This is a genomic window from Afipia sp. GW822-FHT04G07 (assembly GCF_058800765.1).
Window position 1 is genome coordinate 53,653 of record NZ_JBXAMP010000003.1, and the last position, 13,363, is coordinate 67,015.

Annotated in this window: 14 protein-coding genes and 1 pseudogene; 4 read left to right on the forward strand and 11 right to left on the reverse strand. The window is 61.1% G+C overall.

What is annotated here, in order from left to right; genetic code table 11:
* Nucleotides 1-21: 21 nt before the first annotated feature.
* The 11 genes and pseudogenes from AC1RKJ_RS22235 to AC1RKJ_RS22285 all read right to left on the reverse strand — a co-directional run.
* On the reverse strand, nucleotides 22-618 hold the full coding sequence (locus AC1RKJ_RS22235) for an MgtC/SapB family protein (protein ID WP_292619061.1): 597 nt from the start codon (nucleotides 616-618) through the stop codon (nucleotides 22-24).
* Nucleotides 619-669: 51 nt separating this feature from the next.
* The gene (locus AC1RKJ_RS22240) at nucleotides 670-2,856 is read right to left on the reverse strand and encodes a heavy metal translocating P-type ATPase (RefSeq protein ID WP_292619063.1); all 2,187 of its coding nucleotides are present in this window, start codon (nucleotides 2,854-2,856) and stop codon (nucleotides 670-672) included.
* Nucleotides 2,857-2,904: 48 nt separating this feature from the next.
* On the reverse strand, nucleotides 2,905-3,237 hold the full coding sequence (locus AC1RKJ_RS22245) for a hypothetical protein (protein ID WP_043854956.1): 333 nt from the start codon (nucleotides 3,235-3,237) through the stop codon (nucleotides 2,905-2,907).
* Between the two features lie 143 nt (nucleotides 3,238-3,380).
* On the reverse strand, nucleotides 3,381-3,752 hold the full coding sequence (locus tag AC1RKJ_RS22250) for a hypothetical protein (RefSeq protein ID WP_043854953.1): 372 nt from the start codon (nucleotides 3,750-3,752) through the stop codon (nucleotides 3,381-3,383).
* On the reverse strand, nucleotides 3,749-6,958 hold the full coding sequence (locus AC1RKJ_RS22255; protein ID WP_292619067.1) for an efflux RND transporter permease subunit: 3,210 nt from the start codon (nucleotides 6,956-6,958) through the stop codon (nucleotides 3,749-3,751). Before AC1RKJ_RS22255 ends, AC1RKJ_RS22250 begins: the two co-directional genes overlap by 4 nt.
* Complete coding sequence (locus AC1RKJ_RS22260) at nucleotides 6,951-7,313, reverse strand: P-II family nitrogen regulator (protein WP_043854955.1); 363 nt, start codon at nucleotides 7,311-7,313, stop codon at nucleotides 6,951-6,953. The genes AC1RKJ_RS22255 and AC1RKJ_RS22260 overlap by 8 nt, the downstream gene beginning before the upstream one ends.
* Nucleotides 7,303-8,250 (reverse strand): divalent metal ion exporter adaptor subunit IhpB, encoded by a 948-nt coding sequence (gene ihpB / locus AC1RKJ_RS22265; RefSeq protein WP_292619070.1) that lies wholly within the window; start codon nucleotides 8,248-8,250, stop codon nucleotides 7,303-7,305. Before ihpB ends, AC1RKJ_RS22260 begins: the two co-directional genes overlap by 11 nt.
* Complete coding sequence (ihpA, locus tag AC1RKJ_RS22270; RefSeq protein WP_043854975.1) at nucleotides 8,247-9,518, reverse strand: divalent metal ion exporter subunit IhpA; 1,272 nt, start codon at nucleotides 9,516-9,518, stop codon at nucleotides 8,247-8,249. Before ihpA ends, ihpB begins: the two co-directional genes overlap by 4 nt.
* Before the next feature lie 58 nt (nucleotides 9,519-9,576).
* On the reverse strand, nucleotides 9,577-9,927 hold the full coding sequence (locus AC1RKJ_RS22275) for a hypothetical protein (protein ID WP_244468584.1): 351 nt from the start codon (nucleotides 9,925-9,927) through the stop codon (nucleotides 9,577-9,579).
* Between the two features lie 239 nt (nucleotides 9,928-10,166).
* The gene (locus tag AC1RKJ_RS22280) at nucleotides 10,167-10,364 is read right to left on the reverse strand and encodes a DUF302 domain-containing protein (RefSeq protein WP_052506855.1); all 198 of its coding nucleotides are present in this window, start codon (nucleotides 10,362-10,364) and stop codon (nucleotides 10,167-10,169) included.
* A 280-nt stretch (nucleotides 10,365-10,644) separates the two neighbouring features.
* A pseudogene (locus tag AC1RKJ_RS22285) lies at nucleotides 10,645-10,978 on the reverse strand (TSUP family transporter); the annotation flags it as partial.
* Between the two features lie 40 nt (nucleotides 10,979-11,018).
* Between AC1RKJ_RS22285 and AC1RKJ_RS22290 the strand changes: the two are divergent.
* Genes AC1RKJ_RS22290 through arsC form a run of 4 tightly spaced genes read left to right on the forward strand, consistent with a single transcriptional unit; the run spans nucleotide 11,019 to nucleotide 13,362 of the window.
* Complete coding sequence (locus tag AC1RKJ_RS22290) at nucleotides 11,019-11,384, forward strand: ArsR/SmtB family transcription factor (RefSeq protein WP_043854973.1); 366 nt, start codon at nucleotides 11,019-11,021, stop codon at nucleotides 11,382-11,384.
* On the forward strand, nucleotides 11,377-11,904 hold the full coding sequence (locus AC1RKJ_RS22295; RefSeq protein ID WP_043854972.1) for an arsenate reductase ArsC: 528 nt from the start codon (nucleotides 11,377-11,379) through the stop codon (nucleotides 11,902-11,904). Before AC1RKJ_RS22290 ends, AC1RKJ_RS22295 begins: the two co-directional genes overlap by 8 nt.
* Before the next feature lies 1 nt (nucleotide 11,905).
* Nucleotides 11,906-12,961, forward strand: a complete 1,056-nt coding sequence (gene arsB / locus AC1RKJ_RS22300) for an ACR3 family arsenite efflux transporter (protein WP_043854971.1) — start codon at nucleotides 11,906-11,908, stop codon at nucleotides 12,959-12,961.
* A complete protein-coding gene (arsC, locus tag AC1RKJ_RS22305; protein ID WP_043854970.1) occupies nucleotides 12,958-13,362 on the forward strand; it encodes an arsenate reductase (glutaredoxin) in 405 nt (134 codons plus the stop codon). Before arsB ends, arsC begins: the two co-directional genes overlap by 4 nt.
* The last annotated feature ends 1 nt before the right edge of the window (nucleotide 13,363 follow it).

A 13,363-nucleotide genomic window follows, 5' to 3' on the forward strand; every position in this document is an offset into this window, starting at 1 on the left:
GTTCGGATTCAGTGACTTCTGTCAAAACTCATGCCCATTCCCTTCCCGCTTAGCTTCCTTCGGTCGCCAGCGCCGCGCATCGAGCCGACCGATCAAAGGAAGGAATTGCAGTTCCAGGATTAGGATGACCAAGACGGTCACTAGTCCGGCAATGAGGAGTTCGCCAATCCCTGCGAGCATGCCAACCGCCGACGTTGCCCAAATGGCCGCTGCCGTGGTCAAGCCGCGAACGTTGCCGCCGTCCTTGAGGATCATCCCTCCGCCGAGGAAACCCACACCGGTGACGACGCCCGCCATTATCTTCTCCGCGGTCGCCGGAAAGTTCTCGACGCCAACGGCCGTGAACGCGGCCGCTCCCAGGCTGACGAGCATGAAGGTACGGTCGCCGGCCTCCGAACCGCGAAACTCGCGTTCCCATCCGATGGGGAAAGCCAGCGCGACAGCAACGGCGATCCGGACAAGCAGCGCGAGATCGAACCTGGTAGTACCACCGGCATCGCCTGCCGCTGCGAAGGCGCCACCTGTTGTCAGTCCGAGCGTGAGAGCGATGACCGCAAGTTGAGTCACCGCATGACGCGCCGCCTCCGTGATGGACAGTCGGCTCAATGCTTGAAACATCGCGTCACTCTCAGGGTTGGGGCACTCAGGAAAGCATTCAATTCTTCTTCCTCAAGACTGGAACGGCTCGGTCGTGGGCAAGCGGAGCAAACGCAAGGCGTTCATCGTCACCAGAACCGTCGCTCCGGTGTCTGCGAGGATGGCCGGCCATAACCCCGTCAATCCGACGACGGTGGTGACAAGAAAGACGGCCTTGAGCCCGAGAGCGACCGCGATGTTCTGCCGGATGTTGATCATCGTCCGCTTCGACAAGTCGACCATTGCGGCAACGTCGGCGACCCGCCCGTGCAGTACGGCGGCGTCGGCCGTTTCGAGCGCGACGTCCGTCCCTCCGCCCATAGCGATACCCACATCGGCTGCTGCGAGTGCCGGCGCATCGTTGATGCCGTCGCCGATCTTTGCGACCGACCAGCCCGCCTTTTGAAACTGGCCGACGATCCGCTGCTTGTCCTCAGGCAGCAGTTCCGCTTCGATATCGATGCTCAATTGCTTGCCGATCGCGTTCGCGGTGCGCCGATTGTCGCCGGTCAGCATCACAGTCCGGATCCCCGCGTCCGTCAAAAGCTTGAGCCCGCTTTTCGCGTCTGGACGGGGTTCGTCGCGCATCGCGATCGCACCCGCAATTTTCCCGTCGAGCGCGACGAGCGAAACGGTTTTGCCTTCGTCGTTCAGGGCTGCGATCTGCGTCTCCTGCTCGGTTGTTAGAGGACAGAATTCCGCGACGGCCTTGGGCGATCCCAGGAATACTTCCGCTCCTTCCACGGTCGCACGTATCCCTTTTCCGCCGATCGCCTTCGAGTCGGAGGTCGGCGGAAGCGAGATCTGCTTTACTGCCGCCCGGGTCAGGATTGCGGTAGCAAGGGGGTGACTCGACCCCGACTCGAGCGCCGCAGCGAAGCGCAGTACATCAGCCTCGCTGCGCGCGAAGCCGATGATGTCCGTGACCTGGGGCTTGCCGGAGGTGAGCGTGCCAGTCTTGTCGAAACAGGCCACGGTGATCTTGCCGATCTGTTCGAGAACTGCGCCACCCTTCAGCAGCAATCCCCGGCGGGCGCCGGCAGACAGGGCGGCGGCGATTGCAGCGGGGGTGGAGATGACCAGGGCGCAAGGACACCCGATCAGCAGAATGGCCAGACCCTTGTAGATCCACCCGCTCCATTCCCCTCCAAACACTAAAGGAGGAACGACCGCGACCAACGCGGCGGCCGCAACCACCCCCGGCGTATAGAAGCGGGAAAACCGGTCGATGAAACGCTCCGTCGGCGCCTTCGACTCCTGCGCCTCCTCGACGAGGCGCACCACGCGCGCGATCGTGTTGTCCGCGGCTGCGGCAGTCACCCGCACGCGCAGCAGGCCGTCGCCGTTGACGGTGCCGGCAAACACGGTCGCATCCGGTCGCTTCCGGACCGGCGTGCTTTCTCCCGTGACCGGCGCTTCGTCGATCGCGCTTTCTCCGGACAGGATGACACCGTCGCCGGGAACCCGGTCGCCGGGCCTTATCTGGATCGTCGCACCCACTTCCAGGGTGTCGGCCTGGACCTCACGGATTTGGCCGTTTTCTTCGAGGCGGGCCGTCTTCGGAACGAGCTTGGTGAGGTCCTGGATACTGGCACGGGCACGGCTCGCGGCAACGCCCTCGAGCAGTTCCCCGATCAGAAACAGGAAAACGACGGTTGCTGCCTCTTCGGTCGCTCCGATGATGACCGCGCCCACCGCGGCGATCGACATCAGCATCTCGATCGAGAACGGCGTCCCGGCGCCCGCGGCGGCGACTGCACGACGTCCGATGGGAACGAGACCTACCAGCATCGCCAGCAGAAACGCCCAGTGCTCGGTCGCCGGAGCGGTTTTGCCGATTATGAAGGCCGTCGCCAGCGCCAACCCCGACCCGATGGTGAGCTTCCCTTTCCTTGTTTGCCACCAAGCTTGGCCGTCGCCAGCGGGCTCACGACTTTCCGGACGGGGTTCCAGCGACGTTCCGCCACCCGTTGCTCGGGCGGATGTATTCTCGACAAATTCACTGCCTGTAACCCTGTATCCGAGTTTCACGATCTGATTTCGGATTAGGTCTTCGTCGTCGTCGGTGACGACCGTCACCGTCCCCGCCGACACGGACACGATCACATCGCTGACACCGCGCATGCGGTGCAGGGCATTTTCAATCTTTGTTGCGCAAGAGGTGCAGTCCATGCCCTCCACGCGTAGACGGACTTTGGCGAGCATAGCGGTTTCAGTCATGGTTGGGGCTTCCGGAGCGCGAGGTCGAGGGTGCAGCGTAGCGTGCGTTCACGTCTTGCCCTCCCGTCTGAGCCGCTTGTAGAGCGCCTCGACAGCCTCGGAAAAATCGAGCGCCTCGTTTCGCGCGCAGAGATCTTCGAGGAACCGCAATTGAGTGATCAGGTCGAAGGTCGCCGGATTGAGATCGAGGCCTTCATCCACGCCCGGCGGCCTGCTCAATATGATTCCGCTCATGAAGCCTTGGGCCCAAGCTAGATATTCCCTCCGCACCATGGGATTGGATACGACGTCGCCGTTGAACTGCTTGCAGGTCGAGGCGCCCAGGCCGACGATCTTGGCAGTTCGCCCTTCTGCCCTCAGGTCCGCCGTGGAGGATGTCATCAATGCAAACGCCGTCAATATGAAGCACAGGATCGGACGTCGAACCTTCCGATCGACACCATGGGCTGCGACGGTCGCGTGGCGGCCGTCGCAGCCTGAAGTTTCCTGTGCGCTCCACATCGGAACCGTACTCACCGTCCGCTCTACTTCTTAAATTTTGCCTGTCCGGATTTTCCTTCCGCGGTCTTGATGGTCAAAGTGATCGTGGCACCCGCCGGTATCGCTGCCTTCGCGTCACCCTTGAGGGAATTCTCGCCCTGAGGAGAGAGCGTGACCGTCTCCCGTCCGCTGCCGCCCGCGATGAGCACTGCTGCAGTAAAGCCCTTTGTAGATACCGGCTTTGGGGTGTTTGGGACGAAGACGTTGATGGTGACGGTAGTCCCGGCGGTAAGAAGCTCAGCGTCGATGCCGGCGACGTCGAGCATGAGGCCGCCGTTTGGTCCTTTTTCGTATTCTTCGGCCGAAGCCGGGGCGGCGAACGTCAAAGCGGCGATAAGCAGGAGAACGTATTTCATGATTTCACTCCGTTCGGTTCCGACGTTTTCAATTCACCGTTCTCAAGGTCCTCGCGCCGGAACAGGACATAGAGAGCGGGCAGCACAAGCAGCGTAAGAATGGTTGACGAGATGATTCCTCCGATGACGACCGTAGCCAGCGGCCGCTGCACCTCCGCTCCGGCGCCTGTCGCGATCGCCATCGGCACGAACCCGAGGGAAGCGACAAGCGCAGTCATCAGGACGGGCCGCAGCCGGGTCAGCGCGCCCTCACGCACCGCATCCACAAGGGCGTGTCCTTCCCTGCGGAGGCGCTCTATGAACGTGATGATGACGAGGCCGTTGAGCACCGCGACGCCGGACAGTGCGATGAAACCGATTCCGGCGCTGATCGACAGTGGAATGCCGCGCAACAGCAACGCAATGATGCCACCGGTGAGGGCCAGCGGGACCCCGCTAAACACCAGCAGAGCGTCTGCCATCGAGCCCAAGCTCATGAACAGCAGGAGGAAGATCAGTAGCAGCGCGATCGGCACCACGATAGTCAGCCGCTGCGTCGCCGAAACCAGTTGTTCGAACTGGCCACCCCATCCGATCCAGTAGCCGGCCGGCAGCTTGACCTTGGCCTCGATTTGCTGCTCCGCGTCGGCGACGAACGAACCGAGATCGCGCCCGCGCACGTTGGCAGTGACGACGATGCGACGTTTACCCTGCTCGCGGCTGATCTGGTTCGGCCCGGGTGCCACATCGATTTGCGCGAGTTCAGAAAGCGGCACGTACCGGATCTGGGCGAGCGCAGAGTTGTTCCATACCGCAGGCGTGGCCTTGGTTTGATTGTCGAGCGGTGGCAGCGGCACCGGGAGCGCCTTGATCGCCTCGATGTCCAGGCGCAGATGTTCCGGGAGCCGGACCACGATGTCGAACCGGCGGTCGCCCTCGAAGACCTGGCCTGACTTCTTGCCGCCGACCGCAATCTCGACGAGGTTCTGGACGTCGCCGACGCTGATGCCGTAGCGCGACAACGCCTGGCGGTTAAGCTTGACCGTCAGCACCGGCAACCCGGACGCCTGCTCGGTCTTGACGTCAGCAGCGCCCTGAACGTTCTGCAACACGGCCTGCACCTTGGCGGCGGATTGGACGAGCAGGTCGAGATCGTCTCCGAAAATCTTGACGCCGACGTCGCTGCGGACACCCGAGATCAACTCGTTGAAACGCTGCTCGATGGGCTGCGATATTTCGTAAACGTTGCCGGGAATTTCCTCGGCCGCCTCCTGGATTTCCGAAACCACGACCGCCTTCGATTTTTCCGGGTCGGGCCATTCCTTCCGTGGCTTCAGCATGACATACCCGTCCGAGGTCGAAGGCGGCATGAGGTCGGTCGCGACTTCCGCCGTTCCGGTTCGCGCGAACACCTCCTTGACCTCCGGGATCTTGAGCAAGCGCTTTTCGAGCATTGCTTCCATTTCAAGCGATTGCGTCAGGCTCGTTCCCGGAATCCGGATGGCCTGGAGCGCCACGTCGCCCTCGTCGAGACTCGGAATGAATTCAAAGCCCATGCGCGTGGCTCCGATGCCGCAGACCATCACGAACAATGCCGCGATCGCCGCGACGCCGAAGCGGTTGCGGATCGACGCGTTGAGCAGCGGCGTATAGAGGTGGCGCGCGCCGCGCATGAACCAGTTCTCGTGCTCCGATATCTTGCCCGTCACCAACAGCGCCACGGCAGCGGGCACGAACGTCATCGACAGGATGGCAGCGCCGGTCAGCGCCATCAGCACGGTCAGCGCCATCGGCGTGAACATCTTTCCTTCCACGCCGGTGAGGGTCAGGATCGGCAGATAGACCACGGCAATGATCAGCGTTCCGAACAGGCTGGGGCCGATGACTTCGCGCGAGCCCGCGAGAATGGTTTCGAAACGCTCTTCGCGACTGAGCAGACGACCCAAGCGGTGTTGCTCCGCTGCGAGCAGCCTCAAGCAGTTCTCGACGATGATGACGGCGCCATCAATGATGATGCCGAAATCGATCGCGCCAAGACTCATCAGATTGGCGCTGACCTTGTTCTCCACCATGCCCGTAATGGTGAACAGCATGGCGAGCGGTATGACGCAGGCCGTGGCAATTGCCGCTTTGAAGTTCCCGAGGATCAGGAACAGGATCACGATCACCAGCAGGGCGCCTTCCACGAGGTTCTTTTCGACGGTCGCGACCGTCGCCTCGACCAGGTGCGTGCGGTCGTAGACCGTGTGCGCAATCACGCCGTCCGGCAATGACTTGCCGATCTCCTTGAGCTTGGCGGCCACGCTTTGCGCCACGGCGCGGCTGTTCTCGCCGATCAGCAGCATGGCGGTGCCGAGCACGGTTTCCTTGCCGTTGATGGTTGCCGCGCCCGTCCGCAGATCCTTGCCTTCGGTAACTTCCGCGACGTCGGAGATTCGGATGGGCACACCGTTATGCGACCCGATGACGATCTCCTTGATTTCCTCGACGTTAGCCACTTGACCGGGCGTCCGGACCAGGTACTGCTCGCCGTTGCGTTCGATGTAGCCGGCGCCGACGTTGGCGTTGTTCGCGGCCAGCGCCGTCATTACGTCACGAAAGTTGAGCTTGTAGGCCATCAACTGCGCCGGATCCGGCAGCACCTGGAACTGCCGTTCGAAACCACCGATGGTGTTGACTTCGATGACGCCCGGCACGTTGCGCAATTGCGGTTTGATGATCCAGTCCTGGATGGTCCTCAGGTCGCTCGGGGTATACTCTCCGCCCCCGGCCTTGCGCGCGCCGGGCTTGGCTTCCACCGTGAACAGATAGATCTCTCCAAGACCGGTCGAGATCGGCCCCATCCCGGTTTCGACGCCTGTGGGAAGCTGGTCCTTGACCTGTTGAATTCGTTCGTTGACCAGTTGGCGTGCGAAATAGATATCCGTGCCGTCCTTGAAGATGACGGTCACCTGGCTCAGGCCGTAGCGGGACTGCGAGCGCGTACTCTCGAGATGCGGTAGGCCCCCCATGGCGGTCTCGATCGGAAACGTGATTCGCTGTTCGACTTCGAGCGGCGAATAGCCGGGCGCGCTACTGTTGATCTGGACCTGAACGTTAGTGATATCCGGAACGGCATCTATCGGCAGGCGAGTGAAATTCCATGCGCCGAACGCGGCCATCAGCAACACGCCGATCATCACCAGCCACCGCTGCCGAATGGAAAATGAAAGGATCGCATCAATCATTGCGGTGCTCCTTTGCTCCCGCTTCCCTGATCCGGGCGAAGGTGTTGACCGGCATCGTGTAGACCACGCCGTCGCCCTTTCGTCCTGTCCAAGCCGCCGCTTCGATCCGGCGGCAAATCCCGTCGGCCTGATCCGTCCGGCACACCAATCTCAATTCGAGGCACTGGTGATAGGTGATGTCCTCGTCGCTCGCGACGTAGGTCCCGCCTTGTCCCCGCCCGCGGCCCTGGCCGCGAACCTCATCGAAGGTGAAGCCTGGAAAATCCGCCAGATCGTGAAGCGCGCGGACGACGTGACCTTCCATATGAGGCCTGATCAACGCGGTGATCAAAATCATTCCATTGTCAGTGCTCATCGCCGCCCGCTCCCTTGGTCATTTCCGCCTTCACGATGAAACTGTTCTGTGCCGCGTAGACGTCGCCCTCAAGGACGCCGAAGGTGATCTCGACGAGTTGCGGATCGCGTTGGCCGACTTCGACGTCGCGCGCCTCGAACTTGTCGCCGTTGCGCACGAACACCACCGTGCGGTTCTCGACAGTCTGAAGCGCCGACGATTTCACCGCGACGCCGACCTTCTTTGCCGACAGCGTCAACCGCCCGGTGACGAACAGGCCCGGACGCAACCGCTGTCCGGTGTTCGGGACCACGGCCCGGGCGATGGCGCTCTGGGTGTCGCTGCTACCGACCGGCGACAGATAGGAAATCTTGGCGCCGATTGGCGTCCCGCCATCGGCGGGGTCGATCAGCACTTCGTCGCCGACGCTGACCCGGTTCAGGTCACGCCGATACACCGAAAAATCGACCCACACCGTCGACAGGTCCGCAACGACGAACGCTGGCTTCTGCTCGGAGGCGTATTCACCCAGCGTGATCTGGCGATCGATCACAGTTCCAGCCAGCGACGCCTTCAATTCGTAAGGCGTCAAGCTCTGATTGCTCTCGATGATCGCGAGAATGTCGCCCTTCTGGACCTTGTCGCCGATGCGCTTGCGAACATCGCGGACGATCCCGGCAAACCGCGGCGTCACCTGCACCAGCAATTCCTGGTTGGGTTGCACGATTCCGTTCAAGAACATGCTGTTGCGCAACACGCCAGACGACGCCTTGGCAAGCTCAATGCCCGACGCCTCAACTTTGGCGTCGCTGAGAGCCACGCTGTCGGAGTGCTCGCTTTCCGAGGCTTCGGTTGGCGTCGGCGTCGACGTGGCGGGCTTCAACAGCCGGTAGCCGCCATAGACCAGTCCGGCGGCGACCAGGAGAAATACGAAATAGCGGGCGAATGCCTTGATCATCTTGAACTCTGATGGGTAAGCGAAAACGGATTGCCGACGAGACCTTCGATGGTCGCGACAGCGATATGGAAGTTTTGCAGGGCTTCCTGCTCGCGCACCAGGGCCTGAAGGACCGAGCCCTTGACGTCGAGTAATTCAAGCAGGGTGAAGCGGCCCTGGGCATAGCCGCTCTGGATGGTTGCGGCGGCGCTACGGGCTTTCGGAATGACCGAGGAGCGCAACAGTTTAATTTCCGCCAGTGCCCCGTTGATCGAATCGTAGGCTCGTCCGGCGATGCTGATGAGAACCAGTTTGTTGATCGAACGTTCGGCTGCGGTCTTGGCGAGGGTTTCCTGAGCCGCGATGACGTTGCCCCTGTTCTGGTCGAACACGGGTAACGGAATCGATATTCCCAGCCGTACCGCGTTGTCGTTGGTGTCCTGGAAGTGACGCCATCCCGCAGACAGGCGGACGTCCGGAATGATTTTCAAACGCGCGATCAGCAACTCGGCATTGCGCTGCGCGGTCACGGCGGTCCAGCGCATCAACTGCGGATTGGCTTCGATCGCCTTGAGGACCGACTGGAACGATGGGGGCTGCCCGACAAGGGCCAGCCGACCAATCGCTTTGCCGAAATGGGGAATACTTTCGCCCATTAGAATAGCGAGATCCCGCCGGGCGGTCGCCAATTGCGTCTTGGCGCGCTCCCGCTCGACCCGGAACAGGTCGGCGGCCACCTGGGCGCGCTCGGTTTCCGCGGGCGACGACGCGCCTTCCTCCACGCGCTTCTGCAATTGCGGTATCAATTGATCGAAGCTCGCAATCTGTTCGTCGAAGATTTCGATCCGGCGTTGCGCGCTGATGACGGTAATGAAGGCGATCGCGGTCTCGGACAGCACCTCCAGCCGTGTCGCCCGCCGCTGCCAGACCGCGGAACCGACACCGGCCTGGCCTGCGGCAATGCGGGCTTCGCGCTTGCCGCCGAGTTCGACTAGCTGACTGAGTTGCAGATTAGTTTCCGCGGAACGCGTTCCCCTGTAGGGCCCAGATCCCAGCGCGTTGTCCAATTCGAACGAGGCTTCAGGATTTGGCAACGCGCCTGACTGAATCCGCAACCCGCCGGCGATGCCGACGTCCCGCTCGGCGGCGGTGAGGCGCGGGTTTGCAGCCAACGCGCGCTGTAAGGCTTGCGGCAATGAGATCGGTCGCGACCGTTCCGCAGCAATCGCTGGAATTGTGAGGATAAGCCATGCGCACGCAACGCGCACTGCCCCATTGAATCGATGCATGAAATCAACCTGAAACGCGTAAAGACGACGCGCGGCCTGGCGCGCGTGATGGCGGTCTTCAGGTCAGGTGCTTGGGGGGCGGCGTGTCGAGCTTGGGAGGGTCCTCAAGCAAGCGTTGAGGCGCGACGAAGGCGATCTTGACCGGATGCTCCATTGGCGAGGCCAGGGGCATGGACGTCGGCATCACGACCGGTGTACAAACAGGGCAATGCTCTGCAAGAATGGGCGCTTTCGTGGAATCGCCCTCATCCGACGCAGTGCCGGTTACGGTGCCAACTTGCGAGAAAACAGTCGCGGCGACCGTTTCCTCGGTGCAAAAAGCGACATTGCCCAAGCCGACGAATAGATACATCAGGGCAAGCAAAAGCAGCGTCGCCCTACGAAGGTAGGGCGCTTTCAGCTTCGACAAACCCTGGAGCGGTCGGCGTTCCATGATTCAGAAATAGCAGATCGAATTTGAGAATACTATTACGTTACGCAAATCAGTTGGTAAACTTGACGCCGACCAACCACGGAAACTGATTTTAAAGAGATTTTATCATTTGTCCCTGCACTCCTGCGGAGGCAATACGCTGCCTTTCAAAATCGAAACCCGCCTCGGACGCGATCGGCTTGGTCAGCATCGGGATGCCGCATCCCGGACTGGCGTCAATCCGGAAGAGGCCCTTCGATCTCGTTTTCGAGCACCTGCCCGTCGCGGCGTCGACCCCGACTCCTGAACATCGTACCAACCTTGTCCTCCAGCTTCAGCGCCTCGTCTGCCAGCTTCGGATTGCACGCCCCAAGGGTTTTGTAGCGGCGGAAATCGACGTCGAGCTTGCGCTTGAGCGCTTTCACGTCGATCATCGGTGATGATGCCGAAGCCCTCCTCCAGTGCAGTAGTGGTGTTGGCGACTGCGTCATCGAAGGATGACTGGAGTGTTTGCGCGAAGTAGTAGCTCATTGTCCCATTCTCCTATGTGAGAGGCTAAGCGGGCCTGAAGCGTCATCGCCGGATGTATTTGGTGAGAGCCACAATCCCGAGGACCACGAGGACCAGGATAAGGAGCCACACGAACCCCATGCCCCACATCCCAACGCCCATCATGTCGTTCATCATCTGCTTTTCTCCTTTGCCAGACCGGACTCACGCGAGTGCGATGATGCTGCGTGCCACCACGTAAACGCCGACACTCAGAACAACGCTTGCGAAGAGAAAGGCGAACACGCGTTTTCGCCACGCCAGCACGCGGCAAAGCGCAACACCAATTGCTCCTCCCACAACGCCGCCGAGGATGAAAAGTGCCGCGATCCTCCAGTCGATCAGTCCGGAAGCCGCGTAGCTTGCCGCCGTGGCTGCGCCGAAGGCGGTGACGGCGACGAGCGAAGTGCCGATTGCATACATAAGCGGCATGCTGGTCGCGAACATCAAGCCCGGCACGATGAGGGAAACCACCGCCGATACCCGCGATTTCTCTGAAACGGATTGACAAATCTCTGTATTTCCATACATCTGGATATATGGAAAACGAACAAGCCATCCTCGCGCTGGGCGCCCTCGCGCAGCAAACCCGCCTCCAGGCCTTCCGGGTCCTGATACAACATGAACCCGATGGATTGGCCGCCGGCGATCTCGCGCGATTGCTGGAGGTGCCGCAGAATACGCTCTCGGCCCACCTTTCCGTGCTGACGCGAGCCGATCTGGTGACATCCGAGCGGCACAGCCGTTCGATCGTGTATCGGGCAAACCTAACCACCTTTCAGGCAATCACCGTCTTCCTGCTGCAGGACTGTTGCGGCGGCCGTCAGGAAATTTGCGCTCCTATTTTCGAAAGCCTCGTCCCTTGCTGTCCGCCTCCGAGGAAGAAGGAGAAATCCCGTGCCTGACCGCATCTACAACGTCCTGTTCCTATGTACGGGGAATTCCGCACGCTCAATTCTGGCCGAATCCATCCTGCGCAAGGACGGCGATAGCCGTTTCCACGCCTTCTCGGCGGGCAGTCAGCCCAAAGGAGAGGTCAATCCGATTGCATTGCGTGTGCTGTCGAGCCTCGACTATCCTACCGGCGGTTTGCGTTCGAAGAGTTGGCAAGAATTCGCCACTCCAGATGCACCCGTCATGGACTTCGTCTTTACGGTTTGCGACAGCGCAGCGGGGGAGAGTTGCCCTGTCTGGCCGGAACAGCCAATGACCGCGCACTGGGGCATCGAAGATCCCGCGGCCGTCGAAGGCACCGACCTCCAGAAGGAGGCCGCCTTCGTTTCCGCCTTTCGCTACATGCAAAACCGCATTGCGCCATTCCTCGCCCTGCCGCTCGGCTCGATCGATGCGATGGCGCTAGGCACCAAGCTTCGCGACATCGGAAATTCAGAGGGCTCGACGTTGGGCCGACCGCGCGTGGCATGACATGAGCGCATTCGAACGATATCTGTCTCTATGGGTTGTGCTCTGCATCGTGGTCGGGATCAGTCTCGGCCATCTGATGCCAGGTTTCTTTGTCGCGGTTTCAGGCGCGGAAATCGCGAAGGTCAACCTGCCGATCGCAGTTCTGATCTGGCTGATGATCATCCCGATGCTCTTGAAGATCGACTTCACCGCCATGCGGAAAGTCACAGAGCATGCCCGCGGGGTTGGCGTGACACTCTTCATCAACTGGGCGGTCAAACCCTTCTCGATGGCGCTGCTCGGGACGCTGTTGATCGGCCATGTATTCGCGCCGATGCTCCCGGCCGACCAAATTCAGTCCTATATCGCCGGACTCATCTTGCTGGCGGCGGCACCCTGCACCGCGATGGTTTTCGTCTGGTCCAACCTCGTTGGCGGCGAACCTCACTACACCCTTGGCCAGGTCGCCCTCAATGACGTCCTGATGGTGTTCCTGTTCGCGCCGCTGGTCGGGTTGCTCCTCGGTGTGGCGTCGATTACGGTGCCATGGGAAACGCTGTTGCTGTCCGTCGCGCTTTACATCGTCGCACCGGTCATCATTGCGCAGGTGTGGCGGCGGGCCCTGCTCAACATCGGCTCGGCCGCATTCACCCGGGCCCTGAGCCGACTTCAGCCGCTGTCCCTGATCGCCCTCCTCGCCACCTTGATCCTCCTGTTTGCCTTCCAGGGCGAGCAGATCGTCGCACAGCCCGCCGTCATCGCCATTCTCGCGGTCCCGATCCTGATCCAGGTCTACTTCAATGCAGGCCTCGCCTATTGGCTCAGTCGCCGTTTCGGAGTGGCCTGGTGCGTGGCCGCGCCCGCTGCGCTGATCGGCGCCAGCAACTTCTTCGAACTCGCCGTGGCGGCGGCCATCAGCCTATTCGGCGTCAATTCCGGAGCGGCACTGGCGACGGTCGTCGGCGTCCTCGTCGAAGTGCCCGTGATGCTCTCGGTCGTGAAGATCGTGCAGATGTCTCGCGGCTGGTATGAATCCCGCGATCCGGACAAAGCCAAAAGCGTTGAGATTCACTCATGAGCGTCACTATCTATCACAATCCAGATTGCGGAACGTCCCGCAATACTTTGGCGATGATCCGTCAAAGCGGCGTCGAGCCGGAAATCATTGAATACCTGAAGCAACCGCCGTCGCGCGAAAATCTGATCGAGTTGATGACCCGAATGGGTATCTCCCCTCGTGACCTGCTTCGCCAAAAGGGTACGCCCTACGACGCTCTCGAACTGGCCGATCCCAAGTGGACCGACGACGAACTGATCGACTTCATGATTGCGCATCCCATTCTGATTAACCGCCCTGTCGTCGTGACGCACAAGGGCGTCAAGCTCTGTCGCCCGTCCGAAGAAGTGCTGTCCATTCTTTCGAATCCTCATATCGGACGGTTCGTGAAGGAAGACGGTGAGATCATAAATGCGGACTGAG

Excerpts from the sequence above, each read along its gene's own strand:
- AC1RKJ_RS22235 (WP_292619061.1), bottom strand. The coding sequence starts at position 618 with ATGTTTCAAGCATTGAGCCGACTGTCCATCACGGAGGCGGCGCGTCAT.
- AC1RKJ_RS22240 (WP_292619063.1), bottom strand. The coding sequence starts at position 2,856 with ATGACTGAAACCGCTATGCTCGCCAAAGTCCGTCTACGCGTGGAGGGC.
- AC1RKJ_RS22245 (WP_043854956.1), bottom strand. The coding sequence starts at position 3,237 with ATGACATCCTCCACGGCGGACCTGAGGGCAGAAGGGCGAACTGCCAAG.
- AC1RKJ_RS22250 (WP_043854953.1), bottom strand. The coding sequence starts at position 3,752 with ATGAAATACGTTCTCCTGCTTATCGCCGCTTTGACGTTCGCCGCCCCG.
- AC1RKJ_RS22255 (WP_292619067.1), bottom strand. The coding sequence starts at position 6,958 with ATGATTGATGCGATCCTTTCATTTTCCATTCGGCAGCGGTGGCTGGTG.
- AC1RKJ_RS22260 (WP_043854955.1), bottom strand. The coding sequence starts at position 7,313 with ATGAGCACTGACAATGGAATGATTTTGATCACCGCGTTGATCAGGCCT.
- ihpB (WP_292619070.1), bottom strand. The coding sequence starts at position 8,250 with ATGATCAAGGCATTCGCCCGCTATTTCGTATTTCTCCTGGTCGCCGCC.
- ihpA (WP_043854975.1), bottom strand. The coding sequence starts at position 9,518 with ATGCATCGATTCAATGGGGCAGTGCGCGTTGCGTGCGCATGGCTTATC.
- AC1RKJ_RS22280 (WP_052506855.1), bottom strand. The coding sequence starts at position 10,364 with ATGATCGACGTGAAAGCGCTCAAGCGCAAGCTCGACGTCGATTTCCGC.
- AC1RKJ_RS22290 (WP_043854973.1), top strand. The coding sequence starts at position 11,019 with ATGGAAAACGAACAAGCCATCCTCGCGCTGGGCGCCCTCGCGCAGCAA.
- arsB (WP_043854971.1), top strand. The coding sequence starts at position 11,906 with ATGAGCGCATTCGAACGATATCTGTCTCTATGGGTTGTGCTCTGCATC.
- arsC (WP_043854970.1), top strand. The coding sequence starts at position 12,958 with ATGAGCGTCACTATCTATCACAATCCAGATTGCGGAACGTCCCGCAAT.